General features: G+C 46.0%; 19 protein-coding genes, 1 tRNA gene and 1 riboswitch. Of the genes, 6 read left to right on the top strand and 14 right to left on the bottom strand.

The window, feature by feature from the left end; translation table 11 throughout:
* Positions 1 to 3: 3 nt before the first annotated feature.
* Entirely contained in the window at positions 4 to 585 is a 582-nt protein-coding gene (locus GWG06_RS05330; RefSeq protein WP_160711818.1) for a Crp/Fnr family transcriptional regulator, read from the bottom strand.
* 53 nt (positions 586 to 638) lie between these two features.
* On the opposite strand from GWG06_RS05330, the gene GWG06_RS05325 reads away from it, so the two are divergent.
* The gene (locus GWG06_RS05325; RefSeq protein ID WP_202182951.1) at positions 639 to 1,148 is read left to right on the top strand and encodes a pyrophosphohydrolase domain-containing protein; all 510 of its coding nucleotides are present in this window, start codon (positions 639 to 641) and stop codon (positions 1,146 to 1,148) included.
* Between the two features lie 76 nt (positions 1,149 to 1,224).
* Here the strand turns inward: GWG06_RS05325 and GWG06_RS05320 are convergent, their stop codons facing one another.
* Positions 1,225 to 2,442 carry a M57 family metalloprotease gene (locus GWG06_RS05320; protein WP_127042476.1) on the bottom strand — a complete coding sequence of 406 codons (1,218 nt, stop codon included), beginning with the start codon at positions 2,440 to 2,442 and terminating at the stop codon, positions 1,225 to 1,227.
* A gap of 373 nt (positions 2,443 to 2,815) precedes the next feature.
* Positions 2,816 to 3,265 (bottom strand): TFIIB-type zinc ribbon-containing protein, encoded by a 450-nt coding sequence (locus GWG06_RS05315; RefSeq protein ID WP_160711816.1) that lies wholly within the window; start codon positions 3,263 to 3,265, stop codon positions 2,816 to 2,818.
* Between the two features lie 102 nt (positions 3,266 to 3,367).
* On the opposite strand from GWG06_RS05315, the gene GWG06_RS05310 reads away from it, so the two are divergent.
* A complete protein-coding gene (locus GWG06_RS05310; protein ID WP_127042480.1) occupies positions 3,368 to 4,168 on the top strand; it encodes an SDR family oxidoreductase in 801 nt (266 codons plus the stop codon).
* Between the two features lie 3 nt (positions 4,169 to 4,171).
* Here the strand turns inward: GWG06_RS05310 and GWG06_RS05305 are convergent, their stop codons facing one another.
* Together GWG06_RS05305 and GWG06_RS05300 are read right to left on the bottom strand one after the other, a co-directional pair.
* Positions 4,172 to 4,738 (bottom strand): hypothetical protein, encoded by a 567-nt coding sequence (locus GWG06_RS05305; RefSeq protein ID WP_127042482.1) that lies wholly within the window; start codon positions 4,736 to 4,738, stop codon positions 4,172 to 4,174.
* Between the two features lie 287 nt (positions 4,739 to 5,025).
* Positions 5,026 to 6,201, bottom strand: coding sequence for a sialidase family protein (locus GWG06_RS05300; RefSeq protein WP_160711814.1), 1,176 nt, complete (start codon positions 6,199 to 6,201; stop codon positions 5,026 to 5,028).
* Between the two features lie 375 nt (positions 6,202 to 6,576).
* On the opposite strand from GWG06_RS05300, the gene GWG06_RS05295 reads away from it, so the two are divergent.
* The gene (locus GWG06_RS05295) at positions 6,577 to 7,971 is read left to right on the top strand and encodes a right-handed parallel beta-helix repeat-containing protein (protein WP_160711812.1); all 1,395 of its coding nucleotides are present in this window, start codon (positions 6,577 to 6,579) and stop codon (positions 7,969 to 7,971) included.
* Between the two features lie 150 nt (positions 7,972 to 8,121).
* Here GWG06_RS05295 and GWG06_RS05290 read toward each other — a convergent pair whose 3' ends face one another.
* The 3 genes from GWG06_RS05290 to GWG06_RS05280 are packed head-to-tail and all read right to left on the bottom strand — an operon-like array spanning position 8,122 to position 11,519.
* Complete coding sequence (locus tag GWG06_RS05290; RefSeq protein ID WP_160711810.1) at positions 8,122 to 8,385, bottom strand: UBP-type zinc finger domain-containing protein; 264 nt, start codon at positions 8,383 to 8,385, stop codon at positions 8,122 to 8,124.
* 11 nt (positions 8,386 to 8,396) lie between these two features.
* The gene (locus GWG06_RS05285) at positions 8,397 to 10,055 is read right to left on the bottom strand and encodes an NAD(P)/FAD-dependent oxidoreductase (protein ID WP_160711808.1); all 1,659 of its coding nucleotides are present in this window, start codon (positions 10,053 to 10,055) and stop codon (positions 8,397 to 8,399) included.
* 42 nt (positions 10,056 to 10,097) lie between these two features.
* The gene (locus GWG06_RS05280; protein ID WP_160711806.1) at positions 10,098 to 11,519 is read right to left on the bottom strand and encodes an ATP-binding protein; all 1,422 of its coding nucleotides are present in this window, start codon (positions 11,517 to 11,519) and stop codon (positions 10,098 to 10,100) included.
* A gap of 123 nt (positions 11,520 to 11,642) precedes the next feature.
* Between GWG06_RS05280 and nfi the strand changes: the two genes are divergently transcribed.
* Positions 11,643 to 12,326: a deoxyribonuclease V gene (gene nfi, locus GWG06_RS05275; RefSeq protein ID WP_160711804.1), complete on the top strand. Its 684-nt coding sequence runs from the start codon at positions 11,643 to 11,645 to the stop codon at positions 12,324 to 12,326.
* Positions 12,327 to 12,437: 111 nt separating this feature from the next.
* A tRNA-Asp gene (locus GWG06_RS05270) sits at positions 12,438 to 12,511 on the top strand.
* A gap of 326 nt (positions 12,512 to 12,837) precedes the next feature.
* On the opposite strand, the gene GWG06_RS05265 is transcribed toward GWG06_RS05270, so the two are convergent.
* From GWG06_RS05265 to GWG06_RS05250, 4 genes are read right to left on the bottom strand one after another with little or no spacing between them, the layout of a single operon-like run.
* Entirely contained in the window at positions 12,838 to 13,992 is a 1,155-nt protein-coding gene (locus tag GWG06_RS05265) for an alkene reductase (RefSeq protein WP_202182950.1), read from the bottom strand.
* 59 nt (positions 13,993 to 14,051) lie between these two features.
* Positions 14,052 to 15,044: a bile acid:sodium symporter family protein gene (locus tag GWG06_RS05260; protein WP_160711802.1), complete on the bottom strand. Its 993-nt coding sequence runs from the start codon at positions 15,042 to 15,044 to the stop codon at positions 14,052 to 14,054.
* 50 nt (positions 15,045 to 15,094) lie between these two features.
* Entirely contained in the window at positions 15,095 to 16,123 is a 1,029-nt protein-coding gene (locus GWG06_RS05255; protein ID WP_127043992.1) for a methionine synthase, read from the bottom strand.
* A gap of 26 nt (positions 16,124 to 16,149) precedes the next feature.
* Positions 16,150 to 17,202: a DUF1852 domain-containing protein gene (locus tag GWG06_RS05250; RefSeq protein WP_202182949.1), complete on the bottom strand. Its 1,053-nt coding sequence runs from the start codon at positions 17,200 to 17,202 to the stop codon at positions 16,150 to 16,152.
* A 184-nt stretch (positions 17,203 to 17,386) separates the two neighbouring features.
* Positions 17,387 to 17,570, bottom strand: a riboswitch (cobalamin riboswitch).
* Between the two features lie 161 nt (positions 17,571 to 17,731).
* Between GWG06_RS05250 and GWG06_RS05245 the strand changes: the two genes are divergently transcribed.
* Complete coding sequence (locus GWG06_RS05245; protein ID WP_160711800.1) at positions 17,732 to 18,193, top strand: Lrp/AsnC family transcriptional regulator; 462 nt, start codon at positions 17,732 to 17,734, stop codon at positions 18,191 to 18,193.
* A gap of 275 nt (positions 18,194 to 18,468) precedes the next feature.
* Here the strand turns inward: GWG06_RS05245 and GWG06_RS05240 are convergent, their stop codons facing one another.
* Together GWG06_RS05240 and GWG06_RS05235 are read right to left on the bottom strand one after the other, a co-directional pair.
* A complete protein-coding gene (locus GWG06_RS05240; RefSeq protein ID WP_160711798.1) occupies positions 18,469 to 18,681 on the bottom strand; it encodes a hypothetical protein in 213 nt (70 codons plus the stop codon).
* A gap of 153 nt (positions 18,682 to 18,834) precedes the next feature.
* A complete protein-coding gene (locus GWG06_RS05235; RefSeq protein ID WP_160711796.1) occupies positions 18,835 to 19,035 on the bottom strand; it encodes a low-density lipoprotein receptor class A repeat-containing protein in 201 nt (66 codons plus the stop codon).
* Between the last annotated feature and the right edge of the window lie 591 nt (positions 19,036 to 19,626).

Raw genomic sequence — 19,626 nt, 5'->3', positions numbered from 1 at the left:
AATTTATTTTCTTTTGGCTTTAAGCATGCGGCTGAAGAAGGCAGGGGTGACGCCGATGAAGGAGGCTATCTGTTGCTGGGTGAGGGAGGCAGCGATGCGGGCGTAGCGTTGCTGAAATTTTTCAAAGCGCTGGGCGGCGGTGAGGCTCAGGATATCAGTAACCCGTTCCTGGCTGACGGCAAATGCTCTTTCTGTAAGGGTTCTGAAGTAATGTTCAAAGGGAGGTATTTTTTTGAACAGGAGGTCCCGGTTTTCCTTTGTCAATATGAGGGCGGTGGTATCTTCAATGGCTTCTATGAATAATGTGCCGGGCTTTTCAAAAACAAAGCTCATATAGTCTACCACCCACCAGTCAGCCGGAGCGATGGTGAGAATATGTTCTTCTCCCTTCGGGTCCATGAGATAGCTTTTTACACAGCCGGAGGTGATAAAGGTAAAGTGGTTGCATGGGTTGCCTTCCCGCTGCAGGTAGGCTTTTTTACGATAGTTTTTTGTCTGCAGCAGTGAGAGAAAATATTCTTTTTCCTCTTCAGCAAGAGCAATATGTTTACTGACATTTTCAAGAATTAATGTCCGGCCATCCATTACATTGTTCGATTTAAGCCGGAAGTTAGCCAATCGCCGGATAATAGCAAATAATGCTTACTTTCAGGCTTTCGTCTAACAACAAACCTTATCCGCATATGGAAGATGTAAAAGCACTGAGCAGTGTAGCCGAGTTTCACAGTACCTTCAGGCATCCTATTGAGCAATCGCCGTTAATTCCCAGCCAGCAAAGATGTGAGCTGCGGGTATCGCTGATACAGGAGGAGCTGAATGAGCTGAAGGCAGCTATTGCCGGCAATAATTTAGTAGAGGTAGCAGATGCGCTTTGTGATCTGCAGTATGTATTATCCGGCGCTATACTGGAGTTCGGGCTGGGGGAGAAATTCAATGCGCTATTCAGCGAAGTACACAGGTCTAATATGAGTAAAGCGTGTAAGACTGAAGAAGAAGCGGAGCAAACGGTAGCGCATTATAATGAGCAGGAAAATACGGCCTGTTATTATACCAGGGTAGATGACCTGTATCTGGTATACCGGCAGTCGGATAATAAAACACTGAAGTCCGTGAATTATTCTGCCGCACAGTTAAAGCCGCTGCTGTAAAGGATTATATTTCATTTCTTTCCAATAAAAAAACCCGCTCAGTGAGCGGGTTACATCTCAAAAAAACAGTGCTCTGTTAGTGTTCCTGCCAGTAAAATCTTTCCCAGTCACCGATCCATGGTCTGTTGGCAATTAAAGGATCGTTACCTCCATTTTCAGCGCATACATAGCTGTTATTAACAAATGCCTGCAGGCTGACAGTACCATCAGCATTTTTGATCCAGCGGAATTTTTCCCAGAGGCCGATAGCGCTGCGGTTGGCAATAACGGGGGAAGCGCCTGCATTTTCAGCACAGGTATAGCTGTTGTTAGCCACTGCCTGTAAAGCAATAAGGCCATTACCGGCGTTGATCACCACAAATTTCTCCCACGGGCCTACTGCAGTACGGTTTGCAATGAGCGGAGAGGCGCCGCCATTTTCAGCACACACATATTTACCGTTGATAGCTGCACGCAGTGAAATTGTTTTTCCGATAGGTGCAGGATCGCCGGGGTAAGTACCAGGATAGGTAGTAATGAGCGCTATCTTATCATAGAAGGTAAACGGACGGTCTGTATTGCTGGAACATGCCAGCATCCAGGAATCCGGAGACGGGCCGGTAGGCGTACCCAGAACAGGATTGGCGCCTACGCCGGCAAGACCTTCATTACCGCCGATGCCGCAGCTGAATGCGCGGTTCATATAGTCGGTATGCCGGAAGCCGATAGCATGGCCTATTTCATGCGCTATTACCGTAATAGCATCCGCACGGTGTGAGGAGGCATTATAGTAATAGGTATTGAGGCGGATAGGGCTGGCAGGGTTTCCACCGGTGGGGAAGCCTGCGCTGTATCCCAGCACATTGCTGTTCTCATAGAAAGAGAAGATGCTGATATCTGCGCCAGCAGATGTAGCGTTACGCTGGAAAGACAGGCCCAGGTGTTCATTGTTATACCTGGCCAGGGCTGCATCAAAGGAAGTCTGCAGATAGGAATCGAAACCGGCATCCATAAACACTTTGATCACCCGGTTGGTACCGGATACCAGGTTGTTGGTGCTGTAATGTTCTGTCACCGGTTTTTTGGTGGTTTTGGCTTCCGCCAGCTCATTGATCTGTTTTTCTGTCAGAAAGATATCATATTCCACCAGGTAGCCATCCTTATACTTCATCACCCCTTCGCTGGTGTCAAAGCCGGCTGTCTTCAGTTTTGCAATAATATCTTCATTAATTTTCCCTGGCCCCTCACTCTGCTTACTGCAGGAGAACAGGAGTGCCAGGAACATAATGGACAGGTAACGAAACAAAATTTTCATACGCTGATTTTTGGGTTTATAAAGGGTTACATCAAACGGTATTAAGGGGCGACCCAAAACATCACAAGATAACGATACATACTACTGCCGCATGCGGGTTATTAACTTCAGATTGGTTGATAACAGGGATTAGAAACAGGGTTACAGATTACGGGCTACAGGTCATATTATTCTTCTGGAGCAAAAGTAAAGCAGGCGGAAGTAACTGGGTTGCAGTTGGTTTTTTATACAATTACGAATTACAAATTGCGAATTACGAATGTAATAGCGAAGATTTAAACGGAGATTAAAGGTGATAAGTATTGAATATCACCTTTAATCTCCGTTTAAATCTTCGCTATTACATTCGTAATTCGCAATTCGTAATTCGTAATTACCTCCCCTCATTCTTCCGCTTCCTCAGTTCCCTCGAACTGGCTCTGGCGAGCAGTATGAAGAAAAAGACAAAGCCGGTGAGCATGATGGAAACAAGGTAGGGAAGGCCGGCGGGATCCCTGAAGGAGCCTATCCAGCAGCCGATAACCAGGGGAAGCAGCAGCCATCCGACGAAGTATCCCAGGAAGCGGGTTACCTTGTGCTGCCAGTCGGGCGCGTTTTTCCATCCTGAATTACCGGATTGTGTTGCTGCATTTGTATGCGTATAGGTAGCGGTAAAGGTGTTGATGGTAGTATTTACTACCGGTTCCGGCCTGTAGGCGGGGTTGGAAATGGTGAACTGAGAACCGCAATATTCGCAGTCAACATTTACTTTCAGCTGATCTTTGGCGACCGGAGGTATAGAAAAAATAGTGGCGCCGCAATTGGGACATTTGTTCTGCTGCATACTCAGGCTGACATAATTTTAACGGGGCAAAATTATGCTTTTCCCGTCATTTCCCCAGATGCAGGTTTTTTCTCTATCTTCGGCCTCCATTAACATTCTCACATGTCAAAAGTTATTCTTGTCACCGGTGCATCTACCGGCCTTGGCGCTTCCATAGCCACGTACCTGACTTCCAGGGGATACACGGTTTATGGTGTTTCCCGGAATATACAACCGGAAGGCCATACCTTCCATACGCTGCAGATGGATGTGAGCCGGGAAGACAGCATCCGGCAGGCGGTACAGACTATTATTGATGAGCAGGGACGTATAGACGTACTGATTAACAATGCGGGCCTGGGACTGGCCGGGCCGGTGGAAAACCTTTCTCTGACAGATGTTTCCAGGGTTTTCGATACCAACGTAATGGGTCTGTTGCGTACCACGCAGGCGGTATTACCGTTTATGCGCCGGCAGCAATCGGGGCTGGTCATCAACATCAGTTCTATTGCCAGCGAAAACGGATTACCTTACCGGGCGGCCTACAGCGCCAGCAAAGCGGCCGTTGACCGGCTTACAGAAGCTATGCGCACGGAGCTGGCGCCTTATGGCGTACAGGCATGCTATGTGCAGCCCGGCGGATTTAATACGGATATTAACGCCAACCGCATCACCACCACCTTACCTGCCGGTTCTGTTTATAAAAACAGCTGGGAGCGGTGTATGCGTATTGTGCATGACAGCGTAAGCAAAGGCATGTCAACAGAGGTGTTTGCACCATTGATAGAGAAGATTATTCAGCAGCCGCGGGTAAAACGGATGTACCGCATCGGAAAGCCGCTGGAGAAGTTTTCTGTACTGCTGAAGAAGATATTACCTGCACGCACCTACGAAAAAATGGTCAGCAATCATTTTCAGATATAGTATTTATTTTTGCACGGCCCTGTTCTGCTGCTGCTTTTTCTCTAACAGCCGCACACATTCACCGGCTTCTTCCAGCAGTATCAGACCGGGGTCCAGCTCATCATTTTCGAAACGGTTATGCCCGGTAGTGATGTAATCATAAATTTTACCGGCCTGAAAATAATACATGCCTTCAAAGGCCCTGTCCGCGCGGCGGTAATTCAGGCCCTTCCCGGTACTGTCTGGCGGAAAAGCCCAGTACAGTTCATGTACATAGATTAACTGGTTATCTTTAAAATAATAATCAAAGCTCTCGTTACCGTGGTACATGCCAGTCCAGCGGTTGATCTTCACTATTTTATTTTTTTTATAGAATCCTGTTATTTTAACGCCTCCTTCTGTGACAGGCGGCGTCACCTCTTCGTTGCTAACGGTTACCCTGATAACGGCAGTGTCCCGGCTTATCCTGCCCACCTCCCTGCGGATGGCGGCTATAACTTTCGCCTGCGCATGCGATACCTGTGCCTGAAGAGGTTGCAGGAACAGTACTGTCAGCAGACAACTGCTGATATATCTGTATAGTAGGATCATGGTATAATATCTCTTCCTAAGATACGAAATTATGTGCACGAGCTGATAGCTGTAAACAGGCAGCCCTCCGCATCAGTGCGGTGAGTTGTTTCCGGCTCGCTGACATTGGACTTCAGCAATACGTTCCAAGTACGTTTAACCTTTACTGTTATCTTCTTCCTGACATTCCCGACGACGGCAAGGTGAGTAAACCGTCAACGGTTGTTCGGAGAAGAAAAGGGACTGGTTCATTGGTCAGCGCTGCTGACGCAGGGTACAGCTTAGATCTGGCGAGGATTACAGCCGTATCATTTCCAGTGGACGGTAGTGAATACGATGGAGCTATAATTATCTTTTTCATAGATCAGGCCTATCTTCTGCTTACCGGTAACAGTCATATCGGAGTAGGCAGCGTAACTGTAACGGGGATTTGTTTGTCCGCCGCCCTTATATATTACCTGACTGCGGGGCCAGGTACGGCCGTCGTCATAGCTGATGCGCAGGGTAAGATTATTTCTGCTGTGCGGGTCGGCAGCATTGCAGACGGCGAGAATATTCTTTCCTTTTCTTTTTCCGATAGTCAGTATACTTCCCTGGCATACAGCATCGGGCAGCTGGTGTTCGAACCAGGTGGTATCCCAGGTGGCGCCGCCATCGCTGCTGACGGAGACGATACGTTCACGCACATCACCTTTCTGATTACGGCTGTTCATCATCAGGCGGCTGCCGGATAATTCGGCGGCCATCGATTCGTTGCTGCCGCGGAAAGTGATGTTGTTGCCGAGGTGAAATGTTTTACCATGATCATCGGTATAATAACCATGCGCAACGTAATGTTCCGCATGTGGTACGGGTTCGCCGGCAGTATGATTGGCAGCCACAAAAATGCGTCCTTTATATTTTCCTTCCCGGAACTGCATCACATGCCCTGGCGTGTTGGCATAGTAGCGCCAGTCTTCCGCAAAATTAAATGCGGGGTCTTCCTGCGGTTGTCTGGGTTTATGTACCTGCAGGGTAATATCCACCGGCTTGCCCCAGGTATTTCCGCCGTCGGCCGAAACGATATACATGCAATGCTTTACACCGTTGCCTTTCAGCGTTTCCGTCTCATGATTGTTGCCCGTATTATAAAACAGGAATACCCTCCCTGCCGGGAAGGCGGGATCTGTAAGATCTACTACTGGTCCGGGATTGCTGAGCTGCAGATCACCATATTCTGCCACTACCTGTAATGGTGACCAGGTTTTTCCGTGGTCCCGGCTTTTTTTCATGACCAGATCGATGTTACCGAAATCACCCGCGCCGTTCACGCGCCCTTCCGCAAAAGCCAGCAGGCTGCCGTCAGGTAAACCTATCAATGCGGGAATACGGAATGATTTATATCCTTCGGTACCGGCTGTAAATACCGGTATTGTTTCCTGTTGCGCCAACGCATGTAAAGTGGCGGTAATGGTGATGATAACTGCAGCAATAAGGCGTTTCATAAGATGGCCGGTTGTAATAACTGTGGTAAGATAACTATTGAAAACCGCTCATGCAATATGCAGTTGATTGTCTTCCAATATTCTTAACAAAAAAATAAAAAAAATTTATATATATAGTTTAAAAATACATTATATTTATATAACATAAATAGACAGCTCCTGTATTTCAGCACCAGCAAGCGAATGGCAGAGCTGTCAGCAACCGGTTGCACCAGCTGAAAAATTAAACGTTTATCCCTGAAGAATGGCTAACTAAAAACACGGCATTACCCCGATCTGTCCGGTACTTGGATTCTATTTAAAAATATCAATATTTGCAAACACTGTTAGGAACCATACCCTGCAAAAAGTTTGCGCCATATAACAAGAAAGACCATGAAAAAGCACTACATCAACATGACATTGATCTCAATCGTCGCGGCTCTTTTTTTCACCCTGGAGAGCTGTAAGAAAGACCTTAATGAAATGGTTACGCCGCCGCCTGTGAACCCTGACACCAGCGTAGTTATCACGCCCCCGGTAAAAGGAAAGGAATACACACTGGCGCCGGACAGATACGGTCGTCTGGTTATAGAGAAAACCAACATCTACAAGCCCGGCGATGTAATCAATCTAAAAGGAGACTTTACCGCTATCTACATCGAAAATCTCATCGGTAAGCCCGGTGCTCCCATTACCGTACGCAATCTCAAAGGCACGGTAACAACTATAGGAAATACTGAATGGGACAGCGGCTCATGGGCTACAGCACTGGCATTCAACAACTGCAGGTATATCCGTGTGGGCAGTGAAAATTCAAAATCAGAGTTTATCATCAACGGCTCCGTGAAGCCAGGCAGGCAGGCCTATATGGATCTGACCATCGGCCGGAAGTCAGATAACTTTGAAGTGCGCAACATGACCATCAAAAACGGCGGTACCGGCATATGGGCCAAAACAGATCCTGTAAAAGGAGATCCCAGCACCTACTACCCCAATGCCCGCATCGAAAATCTCTACATCCACGATGTACTGATAGACGGCACCTGGAATGAAGGGATGTATATCGGCCACACCGCCACCTACTTCAACCTGAGCACCAACCTCTCCTATTACGGAGATCCGTCTACCTTCACACCCGGGCAGGAATACACGCAACCCATTCTCTGGTACAATGTAAAAATATATAACAACATCGTACAGAACGGTGGTGCTGACGGCATACAGACATCCGCCATCGATAAACTGGAAGTATATAACAATACCGTTACCAACTGGGGTAACCAGAAAAATCCGTCGCACTGCGGCGGCATCCTCATCGGCGGACGCACGCTCAATACCAATGTGCACGACAACATTGTTCAGAAAGGATGGGGAGAACTGATTCAGTTCTACGGTTCCGGCGAAAACGGCGCTACCCACATCATCAACAACAACCTGCTCTCGGACAATATTGATCATGACGGCATCAGCATGCGCGGCACAGCGGGCGCCAATGTACAGATCACCAACAATACCATTGCGCGGCTTTCCGGCGTAGCCATCCGGCTCAACGGCTACCGCGGCATGACCAAACCTGTTGTCATCAGCGGCAATGCCCTCATTGCACCCCGCATTACCGGCGGCGCACTTGTACCCTCCGCCTACATCTACACGGAAGGCGGCGGCGTATTCACCGAAGGCGCCAACGCCAAAATGCCCAACCTTGAAGCTGCCGGCGTAGATCCGAATAATTATTATCAGCCGATGGCGGGTTCGGCGATCGGAAATAATGGTTATAGGAAGAGATAATTACGAATTACGAATTGCGAATTACGAATGTAGCCCGAAGATAAAAGCGAAGACCGAAGCGATATACTTCTAAGTAATTGCTTCGGTATTCGCTTTTATCTTCGGGCTACATTCGTAATTCGCAATTCGCAATTCGTAATTCCTGAACAATCAGTATTCTGCAAACGTCCCGTCCTTATAGCACCAAAGCCACTGTTCGCCGGGTTCGGCGGAGGATACCACCGGATGGTCGGTAGCATGATAGTGCTGCGTCATGTGTCTGGAGGGCGAGTCGTCGCAGCAGAGTGTTGCGCCGCAGGTCTGGCAGGTACGCAGGTGTAGCCAGGTACCGTTCTGTTTTACGCATTCTTCACAAACGTATGCTTTTGCCTCTTTTATTGCAGTGATGGCCTGCAGGTGGGTACATAATGCCATAGAGAATATATTTAGAGTTCAGCAAGATATTTATGCACGAGGCTGATGCTCATGGAGCCTTCTCCAACGGCGGAGGCTACACGGCTCATAGCGCCGGAGCGCACGTCGCCGGCGGCAAATATGCCGGGGCAGCTGGTTTCCAGCAGGTATGGTTCGCGTTGCAGTTTCCAGAGCTTACCGAAATTTTCCATGCTGCTCATCTCACGGCCGGTCTGCACAAAGCCTTTACTATCTTTCAGGATAAGATCTCCCAGCCAGTCTGTATACGGGCGGGCGCCGATGAAGATATACAGGGCATCTGCCGGTACTTCCCGGATGTTGCCGGTGTTCATATCCTGGATCTTCATGGCTTCCAGGCGGTCGTTACCGGAGGCTTCCACGATTTCACTCCGGCTTATCAGCGAGATGTTGGAGGTACCCTTGATCTGGTCTATCAGGTAGGCAGACATGGTAGCGGTGAGGTCTTCCTTGCGGATGATGATAAACACTTCCTTTGCAAATTTGGAGAGATACATGGCTGCCTGTCCGGCGGAATTGCCGCCACCCAGCACATACACATGTTTATCCTTACAGGAGGCTGCTTCGGTATTGGCGGCGCCGTAGTAGATGCCCGCACCGGTGAACTGTTCTATCCCGGCGGTTTCCAGGCGACGATAGTCAACGCCGGTAGTCACTACCACTGCGCGGGTATTTATCTCAGTACCATTTTCCAGGCAAACAATTTTATAGCTGGCTTTCAGTTTTATTTCCTTCACTGCATGCGGAGAGAGGAACTCTGTGCCGAAGCGGGTAGCCTGTGCGATGGCCCGGCGCGTCAGTTCTGCGCCGCTCAGTCCTGTCGGGAAGCCGAGATAATTTTCGATGCGGGAGCTGGTACCTGCCTGGCCGCCGGGAGCATATCTTTCGATCAGCAGCGTACGCAGTCCTTCTGATGCGCCGTATACAGCCGCTGCCAGTCCGGCGGGCCCTGCGCCGATAATCACGACATCATAGATATCGTTTTTCACTGTCGGATTCAATCCTATGCGCGCGGCAATATCAATGATAGCAGGGATCTTCACCAGATCGCCGTTTTCAAAGATCACCGCCGGCAGGTCGGCAGGTGTCAGCTGGTTATTATGCATCAGCTGTTTTCCTTCTTCAGACTCAGCTTCTACCGACTGGTAGGGCACCAGGTTGCTGGCCAGGAATTCCTTGATCTGGTGCGACTTTGAAGAGAAACTGTATCCGAGCACCTTAATACCGGTGAAGTCAGGATGATATTTATTCTGGAACTCGTTGAGCAGTTCATTCAGCACCGGGTAGAGTTTTTCTTCCGGCGGGTCCCAGGGTTTCATGAGGTAGTAGTCGAGGCTGATTTCATTGATAGCCTTAATAGCAGCGTTGGTATCTGAATAGGCAGTCAGCAATACCCGTTTTGCATCAGGATAAATTTCCATGGCCTGCTGCAGGAAGTCAACGCCTTCCATTTCGGGCATGCGCTGATCGGAGATGAAGGCCGCAACCATTTCTCCCTTGTTCTTCAGTGTTATCAGGCTTTTCAGCGCTTCGTCTGCGGATATGGTACTGAGTACCCGGTACTCTTTCCTGTAATAGGATTTGAGGTCCTGGGTAATGGCATTCAACACCTGTCGGTCGTCGTCAATAGTAAAAATGATGGGCAGCGCCATTTCTGAAAATTATAATGATGAATTGTCTATACTGTTTTGTTATTACTTTTCGGGAGAAGTCAATGCCGGTTCTTCTTTATGAAAAGAGATGCGGAACGATGTTTTCCCTGGCTCAGAGGTGAATTTCACCGATCCGTTATGGCGGCGTACTATCTGCATCACCATATCCAGTCCTAATCCGGTGCCTTTGCCGATTTCCTTTGTCGTAAAAAACGGTTCAAAGATACGGGAACGGATTTCTTCCGGGATACCCGGTCCGTCGTCTGTAATGCTGATGTGAATACATTGCCTGTCCTGTGTTGTTTCGATGGTGATGTTTCCTTTTTTATTTACTTCCGTCGCATCGATAGCATTATCGAGGATGTTGGTCCATATCTGGTTCAGCTCACCGGGCAGGGCTTTCAGGCGGGGCAGTGTATCATCGAAGCGTTTTTCGATGCGGATATTTCCCTTTCTCACTTTGTAATCCAGCATGGTGAGCGTATTGAGGATACCCTGATGAATGTCCACCATCTGCTTGTCTGACGCCTGATCCATGTAAGTAAAATTTTTCACGGCGTTGACCAGTCCGGATATTCTTTTGGCGGCGACCTGTATGTCGTTCACCATGCGATCGGCTACCAGTGCGCTTTGCAACCAGTTGAAGATAACGGGTAGTTCATCGGCAGGAAGGCCGGTACTGAAGGTTTCCATATCGCCGGTGTTGAGGCCGCATTCTGCCAGTACTTCTGCTGTTTCGGGATGGTCAATATCTTTTGCTTCCATCCAGTCAAGAATTTCAGTTTCCCTGTCAGACAGCTCCAGGAGGCCCAGCGGCTGCTGTGGTCTGCTTTCCCGGATGGCGTGCAGCTTCTGCACAATCAGCTCTGCCTGTACAGTAGTCAGCTGCAGCGAGGCCATCTGCCGGAATACTTCCGGTACATTCTGAATATTTTCATTCAGCGTGGCAGCGCTTCTGACGATGGCCGCCACGGGATTGTTCAACTCGTGTGCCAGGCCGGCAGACAGTTTTCCGAGTGCGCGCATCTTTTCATTCTGCTGTTCCTGGGAAGTCACCTCCCGGATGCGCGCAGACATCACATGTACCAGTGCGGCTGTCAGCTCATAATACTTCCCGATGACGCTGTTGATGGTTTCCTTCGGACAGGAAAGCACGCGGGTATCGCCCATGCAGACACCGTTGCCGATAGCTGTTTTAATACGGGAGAAAGGCAGATAGCCCGTGAGGTTGTTATCTGTCATCTCCATCACTTCCACATACTGTCCGTTCTGGCTGCGGAATACGCGGACCTTTCCGCTCAGGATGATAATCATAGCCACCACGGGCTGTCCCATGGAAAACAGGTTTTCCCCGTCGGGCACGATGCGGTCTTCCGAATGATCTATCAGCCATTGCAACTGTTCATCGGGCACTTCCGCGAGCGGCGGAATATTTTTCAATCTTGCTACTGTAACGGGTTCCATATGTGTGATCAAATGTATTAAAGATAAAGATGATGGCGGCTACTGAAAGGAAAAAGTCATCTCAAATATACGTCATTCATCAAAGTTCTTTTGATTAATATTACGTTTCAAAACTTACCGCCTATGATTACCGAAGCTGCCGCCATCGCGCTTCAACAGGAGTTGCGCCACCAGGTGATCACTACAGATATGCTGCCTGCGGATATCCGCATCATTGCCGGTACTGATGTAGAATATGATAAGGACACGGACCTGATATGCGGCAGTATAGTACTGCTGGATTATCATACACGGGAGGTACTGGAAGTATCTTCCCACACCACGCAGGTAACGTTTCCGTATATACCGGGGCTGTTTTCCTTCCGGGAGATGCCGCCGCTGCTGGCAGCGTACGGGCAGCTCCGCCGCGAGCCGGATCTCATTATCTGCGACGGGCAGGGGCTCGCGCATCAGCGGCGTTTCGGGCTGGCGTGTCATTTCGGCGTAACGATCGACAAACCGGTGATCGGTTGCGGTAAGACGAGGTTATGCGGCTCCTATGATGAGCTGCCCGCAGCCAGAGGCAGCGTAGCACCCTTGTATGAAGGCGGGGAACATATAGGCAACGCCCTGCGTACACAGACAGGCATCAACCCGGTGTTTGTGTCCTGCGGGCATAAGGTTTCGCTGCCGACGGCCACGGATATAGTGCTGGCAATGGCCACGCAATACCGCCTGCCGGAGACAACGCGGCTGGCAGATCACTATGCACGGATAGCATTGCTGGAATACAAATCAGCCCAAAACACGCCACCATCAAGCATTTAGATAAATATTTGTTTTTTTCAGTACATTTTTTTGGTGGAATGGAATAAATAATTCTATATTTGCAACCCCAAACGGGGGCAACGGAAGGGCTGAAAAGCCCATCAGTAGCGAGGATCAGTAGTTCAGTTGGTTAGAATGCCGCCCTGTCACGGCGGAGGTCGCGGGTTCGAGTCCCGTCTGGTCCGCAAAAAGGGACAAATCATCACAAGTATGATTTGTCCCTTTTTCGTTTTCGGGCGAATTGCCAGATAGGCGGGGAGAAAGCTCCTGCCGGCGCAGAACTGCTGACGCCGTTCATCATCGATTAATACGTTGATCATTTATCACTGTATGACCAGATACAGCGCTTTGAGAGAGTCGTGTGAAACTACCTGTTCCACATTAATCGATTGAGTAAACGGAATCAGCAACCTGATCACCTCTTTACACTTGAAGCGACTTAAATTTATTTGACGAAGGAATTATTTTCAATATTGCTATTGTTTGAATTATCATTTATTTTGATGACACTCTATTCATTCCATAGTGGATAATCAGTATAACCTTGTTTCCCGCCGCCATATATTGTTGCCCTGTCCGGCTCACTAAGCGCAACATCTTTTTCAAACCTTTCTGGCAGGTCAGGATTTGCGATGTATAACTTGCCAAAGGAAATAAGCTCAGCAATGCCTTTTTCAAGTTCTGCCTCGCCAGAAGCCTTGTCGTACCCTGCATTAGCGATAACTGTCTGGCGAATTTTTCTGCCAAAGAATTCAATCTCGTTATCAGCGGCATAATGTTCAGGCGAAGGGAAAAATGGGCTGCGCCTCATGAGTTCTACATGGGCAAATTCCAGCTTGTTGAATTCTTCAATGAGGTAGGTATAAGTGGCAGAAGGATTATCAAGTATTACATCACCATAAGGATGGAAAGGAGATATTTTAATACCTACTTTTTCACTTCCTACCGCACTGATTAATTCCTCCATCACCTCCAGTACAAAGCGGGTGTTGTTAGGGATGTTGCCGCCGTAAGCATCTGTTCTTTGGTTGGCACTTTCAGCTAAGAACTGGTTGGGCAGACAACCATTGGCAGCGTGTAGCTGTACCCCGTCAAAGCCTGCGGCTACGGCGTTTTTTGCGGCCTGGCCAAAGTCCATTATAGTTTGTTTGATTTCCGGGATTGTCATTTCCTTTGGTATCTCGTAATCCTTCTTACCCTGAGAGGTAAAATGCTGCATTCCACGGATAGGCAAGGGTGACGGCGCAAAAGGGAGCTTGCCATTTCTGTCTACAGAATGACCCATGCGGCCGGAGTGCCAAAGCTGAGCTATAATAACACCGCCTTTATCGTGTACCGCTGCTGTAACCTTCTTCCATGCTTCTATTTGTTGACCCGTGAAAATGCCCGGAGTGAGTGGACTCCCGGTAGCATCTTCACTAATCCTGATAGCTTCAGTAAACAGCAAACCTGCGCCTGCTCTTTGGGTATAGTATTCTATGGCCATATCACCCACTAAGCCATTTATATCTGTACGACCTCTGGTCATCGCTGCCATAGCGATTCTATTCTTCAGGTTGACACCGCCTAACTGTGTTTTTTCAAAAAGTTTCATATTGCCATTTTCATAAGTATCATGTTGGTCAAAGACCGGCAGATAAACATCATTGTTGATGCACACCATCATCGCCCGCTGCGGAAGATCTTTTTTACGAAATTTATCAACCTAAGCTATTGTTGTAAAAATTATACTTCTTTTCGTCTGGCCATACCCTGAGCGATGATGCTGGCGGCAATCAATTGCAAGGCATGGTAAAGCATGAGTGGTAACAATACGATGCCGGTAATGGTACTGTGTTGAAAGAGCACTTTTGACATGACGGTTCCGTGTACCAATGACTTTTTAGATCCACAGAATAAGACAGTAATACGATCTTCATCTGAAAAGCCCAACAATCGACTGAGTAGTCCGACACAAAAGAATACAGCAAAAAATAAGGCCATCATCCCTGCGGCGAGTCCGGCAAGTTCAAGGGCGGTGAAGCCTTCAAAAAGATGTTGAGAGAATGACTTACAAAACGACGTGTAAATGATGGTGAGAATGATTGCCTGATCGAAATACTTGAGCTGTTTCTTATATTTTTCGGCAATGGCGCCCAAACGGGAGTTGAGGCTGATGCCGATGATGACAGGCAGCAAGACTTGAAGCGTCAACTTTATGACGATATCAGTGACATCAAAATCGCCTGTTGCAGAAGCGATGAATAGTCCAACCCAGAGCGGCGTAACCACTACTCCGATCAAACTGGAAATGCTTGCATTGAAAATGGCAGCGGGAATGTTGCCCTTGGCGATGGAAACCATGACCACGGAAGAAGAGACTGTGGAAGGTAAAGCCGCCAGAAAAAACATACCCAACCAAAGCAACTCTAAGCTGGTGTTGACGAACAGGGGACGAGATGCCAAAACAATGAGCGGAAAAAACAAAAAAGTCGTTAATTGGACGATAATGTGCATTTTCCAGTTGGCAAGCCCGGACTTTAGTTTCTCAACGCTCAGTCGCAAGCCATAGAAAAAGAAAATTAACGACACGCCTGCATTGGCAATCTCCTCCAGCGAAACAGGTTCCTTGATCATGCCTGGTTGAGGTAAAAAATAGGCCAGCATAATCATGGCGCCTATCATTAACAGGAAACCATCGAAACCTGCTTTCTTTAATACTGCTAATAACTTATTCAAAGTGCTCTTACTATAATTTCCGGTGATCAAAAATTATTTACCAATTATAACTAAATCGCAAATTCTTTACGTATAATTTCAGCTCCTGCGCTTAAAGCACTTAACTTACCTCTTGCCACGTTTCGGGACAAAGGAGCCATACCACAGTTTGTACTGGGGTAAAGATTTTCGATATCTATAAACTCAAGCGCTTTACGTAGCGTATTAGCTACTTCTTCAGGTGTTTCAATAGTATTGGTGGCCACATCAATTGCACCAACCATTACTTTTTTACCCCGAACAAGTTCAATTAAATTTAAAGGCACATTTGAGTTGTGGCATTCTAATGACACCACATCAATTTTAGATTTTTGAATTTTAGGGAATATTTCTTCATATTGACGCCATTCTGAACCTAATGTTTTTTTCCAATCGTTATTGGCTTGTATGCCGTAACCATAGCAAATATGTACTGCAGTTTCGCAGTGCAAACCTTCAATGGCTCTTTCTAACGCTGCCATTCCCCAATCGTTAACTTCATCAAAGAACACATTAAATGCAGGTTCATCAAACTGGATAATATCTACCCCTGCATCTTGCAGTTCTCTTGCTTCTTCATTGAGTGCTTTCGCAAATTCCCACGCTAATTTTTCCCGGCTTTTGTAATGGTCATCGTATAAGGTATCTACCATGGTAAGCGGTCCGGGTAATGCCCATTTTATAGGCATATTAGTCTGTTTACGTAAAAATTTAGCATCTTCAACAAAAACTGCTTTTTGACGTGCAACATCACCTATAACCACTGGGACACTCGCATCATAACGGTTACGAATTCTCACAGTTTTGCGATTTTCAAAATCTACACCACTTAAATGTTCGATAAAAGTGGTTACAAAATGCTGGCGCGTTTGCTCACCATCACAAACGATATCTAACCCAGCCAATTGCTGTTCCTGCAAAGAAATGCGCAAAGCATCCTGTTTTCCTTCCAATAACTGATCTCCTTCTAATTTCCAGGGCGACCAAAGTTTCTCAGGTGGTGCAAGCCAGGCTGGTTTGGGTAAACTCCCAACAATTGAGGTTGGTAATAGTTTTTTCATTGTTATTTCTTATTGTTTTTGATTTATTAACTAGCGAATTTAGCAGCCCACTGCTCAAGAATATTCTGATAAGGTTTGATGAAATGCTCTTCAGCATATTTACCCTGTTCAACCGCCAATCGGCTGCGCTCTTCGCGGTCATAAACCACGCGGGTCAGTGAATAATCTTCGTGTTTAAGACTAGGTTGATAAATTTTCCCAGCCACTGAATTTGCATTGTAAATTTCAGGGCGATAAATCTTCTGGAAAGTCTCCATCGTGCTGATTGAACTGATCAGTCCAAGATCAGTATAATCAGCAAGCAGATCTCCGGAATGATAAAAAGCCATCGGCGCCACACTGTTCGGAGGCATGAAAAAACGAACTTTTAAACCCATTTTAGAGAAATATTCATCCGTGATAGAATACTGATCCTGCAGATACTCAAAACCCAGAACCGGATGCTGATACTCAGTGCGAGTATAAGTTTTGTTGCTCGATACACTTAGACAAATGATCGGTGGCATCTTAAAGTGCTCTTTATAAGTGGCTGAACTCACAAAGCACTTATAAAGTTTTCCGTGTAAATCACCGAAATTTTCAGGGATACAAAAATCAGATTTATTCTTATTGTGCTCGATCAATAAAATACTGAAATCATAATCACGAACATAAGAAGAAAAATTATTTCCGGCAATACCTTCTATATGCTGGCTGGTCTTACGGTCAAAAATATTCGTTTTTAAAACTTCAATCAACGGCAGATTGTTAATACCGTTCTTATCATCAGTACTCATCGTTACTGTGATGATTTCAAGTTCTACAAGGTAACGATCCGCTTTAGGATTATTCAAATGAGCCAATGCATTAAATCGGTTGTTAATCATATTTAAGGCATTACGTAAGTTTTGCTGGCGATTATCTCCTCTAGCCAGGTTTGCAAAATTGGTTGTCAGACGCGTTTGACTTGAGGGGTGATAGTTTTCATTTAAACAAGTACTCTTTAGCGTGAACACAAAATCATCCTTGATGGTATTCTGAATATTTTCCATGTATTTTTGTTCGTTTACTTTGGAATTTTCCGATGTGATCGCTTCCATTAGTTGTTACAATTATTTTATTTTCAAAAAACAATTATTCTATAGCTAACTTAATTATCAATTAAACAGTGCGACCGCTAAAGAAAGGACCTAAGAGAGAGATATGTACACGAAGAGGCGGGATCAACCCTTGACGGGCTTAAAACTTGTACAATCTGACCAATGACCTCTTTACGCGGAAGCATCGACCAATACAGCAAAGGCAGGTATCCTGACTTGTAACAGCTTTTACCAGCCTTCCCGCTTTCGCAGTGACCATTATTGATAAAGCCCTGTTGTGTTACTTACAGTTGCGCGACAGCTCGTGATTTGCACACGATTCCCTTTTTAATTCACCGCTAAGTAAAACCTTTCCTGATTGTTGAAATATGCAAAGAACAGAAGTATTAATTGCTGTCAAAGTTATATATTCACCTATAAAAAGGTATCAAATAGCAGAAAATAAGTAAAAAATGCTGTTCTAAAACCCTCCTTCAGCTATTTATGCTGTATTATTTTTATTTTTATACCCATTAAAGTTATTTATGCTATGGAGCAACTGGATGAGATCGATCTGAAACTATTAAAGCTATTGACGAATGATTCGAGCCGGACGATTAAAGAGCTGGCCGAGGAAGTTAATCTGTCATCCTCGCCTGTCGTCGCACGGGTCAAACGACTGGAAAACAATGGCTACATCAAAAAATATATTGCACTGCTCAACCCGGAAAAATTCAACCAGGGATTCATTGTATTTTGCAATATCAAGCTAAAACAACATGACCGGAAAATCGGACATAGTTTTGTGGCGGATATTCTCAAGATTGACGAGGTAGTTGAATGCTATAATATCTCTGGAGATTATGATTTTTTTCTAAAAGTGTTTGCCCGTGACATGAAGCATTACCAGGATTTCGTATTCAATAAACTAGGCTCAGTAGAAAGCATTGGCAGCACGCACAGTACCTTCGTTATGTCGGAGATCAAGAATTCGCATAATTTCTGCTTTTAATAGCGGCGGAGGATTGGTTTAAGGGGTACAATAAATTTTGAAAATTTAAGATTTACTCATTATTATTAACCAGATCCGATCGAGAAATTGATTTCTTTAAATCACAATTTATTTAAATAATCCAGCGGACCAACAAGGAATCTTCTTCAGGTCTACGACAGATCAGGTTCGAACATTGGCCTGTCCACCTGCAAAGCGGGATACAATATTCATTAATGAATATTGTATCCCGCTTTTGTTTTAGATATAATCTATCATTTATTCAGGGCCCACAACTACTCAATCGGAAACTCATCTTCACCATCCGGACAATCGTTTTTACCGTCGTTTATCAGCGATGGCGAAATGCAACTACCATCGTTACATTCGAATTCAGTGATAGGACATTTGCGGTTGCGGCTGATTCCGCCGGTGATAGTTCTCATATTTTCTGCAGACAGTGGTTGAATGCCTGAAGCATCTAAGTTTTTCAGTGTTATTTTTTTCATAATGGTGAAATTGAAAGAAAGAAAAGATATTAGCAGTATGGAATATGCTGCCGGTCATACTGCTTCTAATATTTTGAGATAAAACCGGCATACGCCGGACTTTATGATGTATACCGGAGCATTTCTAACTGCGTGAATTTACAGGATCGTCAATTACAGCGTTTCATCATCGCCGTCCGGACAATCTTTTTTGCCGTCGTTTACCAGTATTACGGAAATGCAGCTACCATCCATGCATGTCCATTCGAGGAAAGGATCACATCCTCTTTTTCCGCCGGTGATAGTCCTCATATTTTCTACAGACAGTGGTTGAATGCCTGAAGCATCTAAGTTTTTCAGTGTTATTTTTTTCATAATGGTGAAATTGAGTTTATTATCTGATACCCACCTGCTCCGGGATATCGTCGGAGAGCCTTTTACAGGGAGCCTTCTGTTGCCGGGATCGTTTGCAACCGTCTCCGGCTATTTTTCCAGAAAAATGCTTTAGTTTATTGATATGCTCACCATCTGGTAGCGGATGTATCGGGCAACAGAACGCCTGAAAGGCATTTTAAATGTCTCATCGCCATGCCGCCATTTTCTGTGGCTGCAGGTGCAATACTGTATCCGTAAATCACGTCCTGAAAGGAAAATAATGAAGGATAATCTATCTGGTTTTCTATAGCTTCCGGCAATCCGTTATCTGTAAAGTTGGCATGTTGATTTTTGCGTAAATAATAATAGTTATCAAAATATTGTTCACCCTTTTATTAAGCAACATATTACAGGTGCAAAATATTTTTTGTAAGATAGAAAACTTTCCAACTTTTAGTTCTATTTACTTAATAAATAAATAACATGAAAATTTGCTTCATCACATTCTCCCACAATTTGCTACTGTACAACATTTGATGAGATACTACCCATGAAGATCAATGAAAAAATCATGCGGGGATATGCTGTTTA

The sequence above is a fragment of the Chitinophaga solisilvae genome (assembly GCF_009928525.1).
GTDB classification, from domain to species: domain Bacteria; phylum Bacteroidota; class Bacteroidia; order Chitinophagales; family Chitinophagaceae; genus Chitinophaga; species Chitinophaga solisilvae.
The sequence above is the reverse complement of the archived record's forward strand: the minus strand, read 5'-3'. Positions and strand labels throughout refer to the sequence as shown.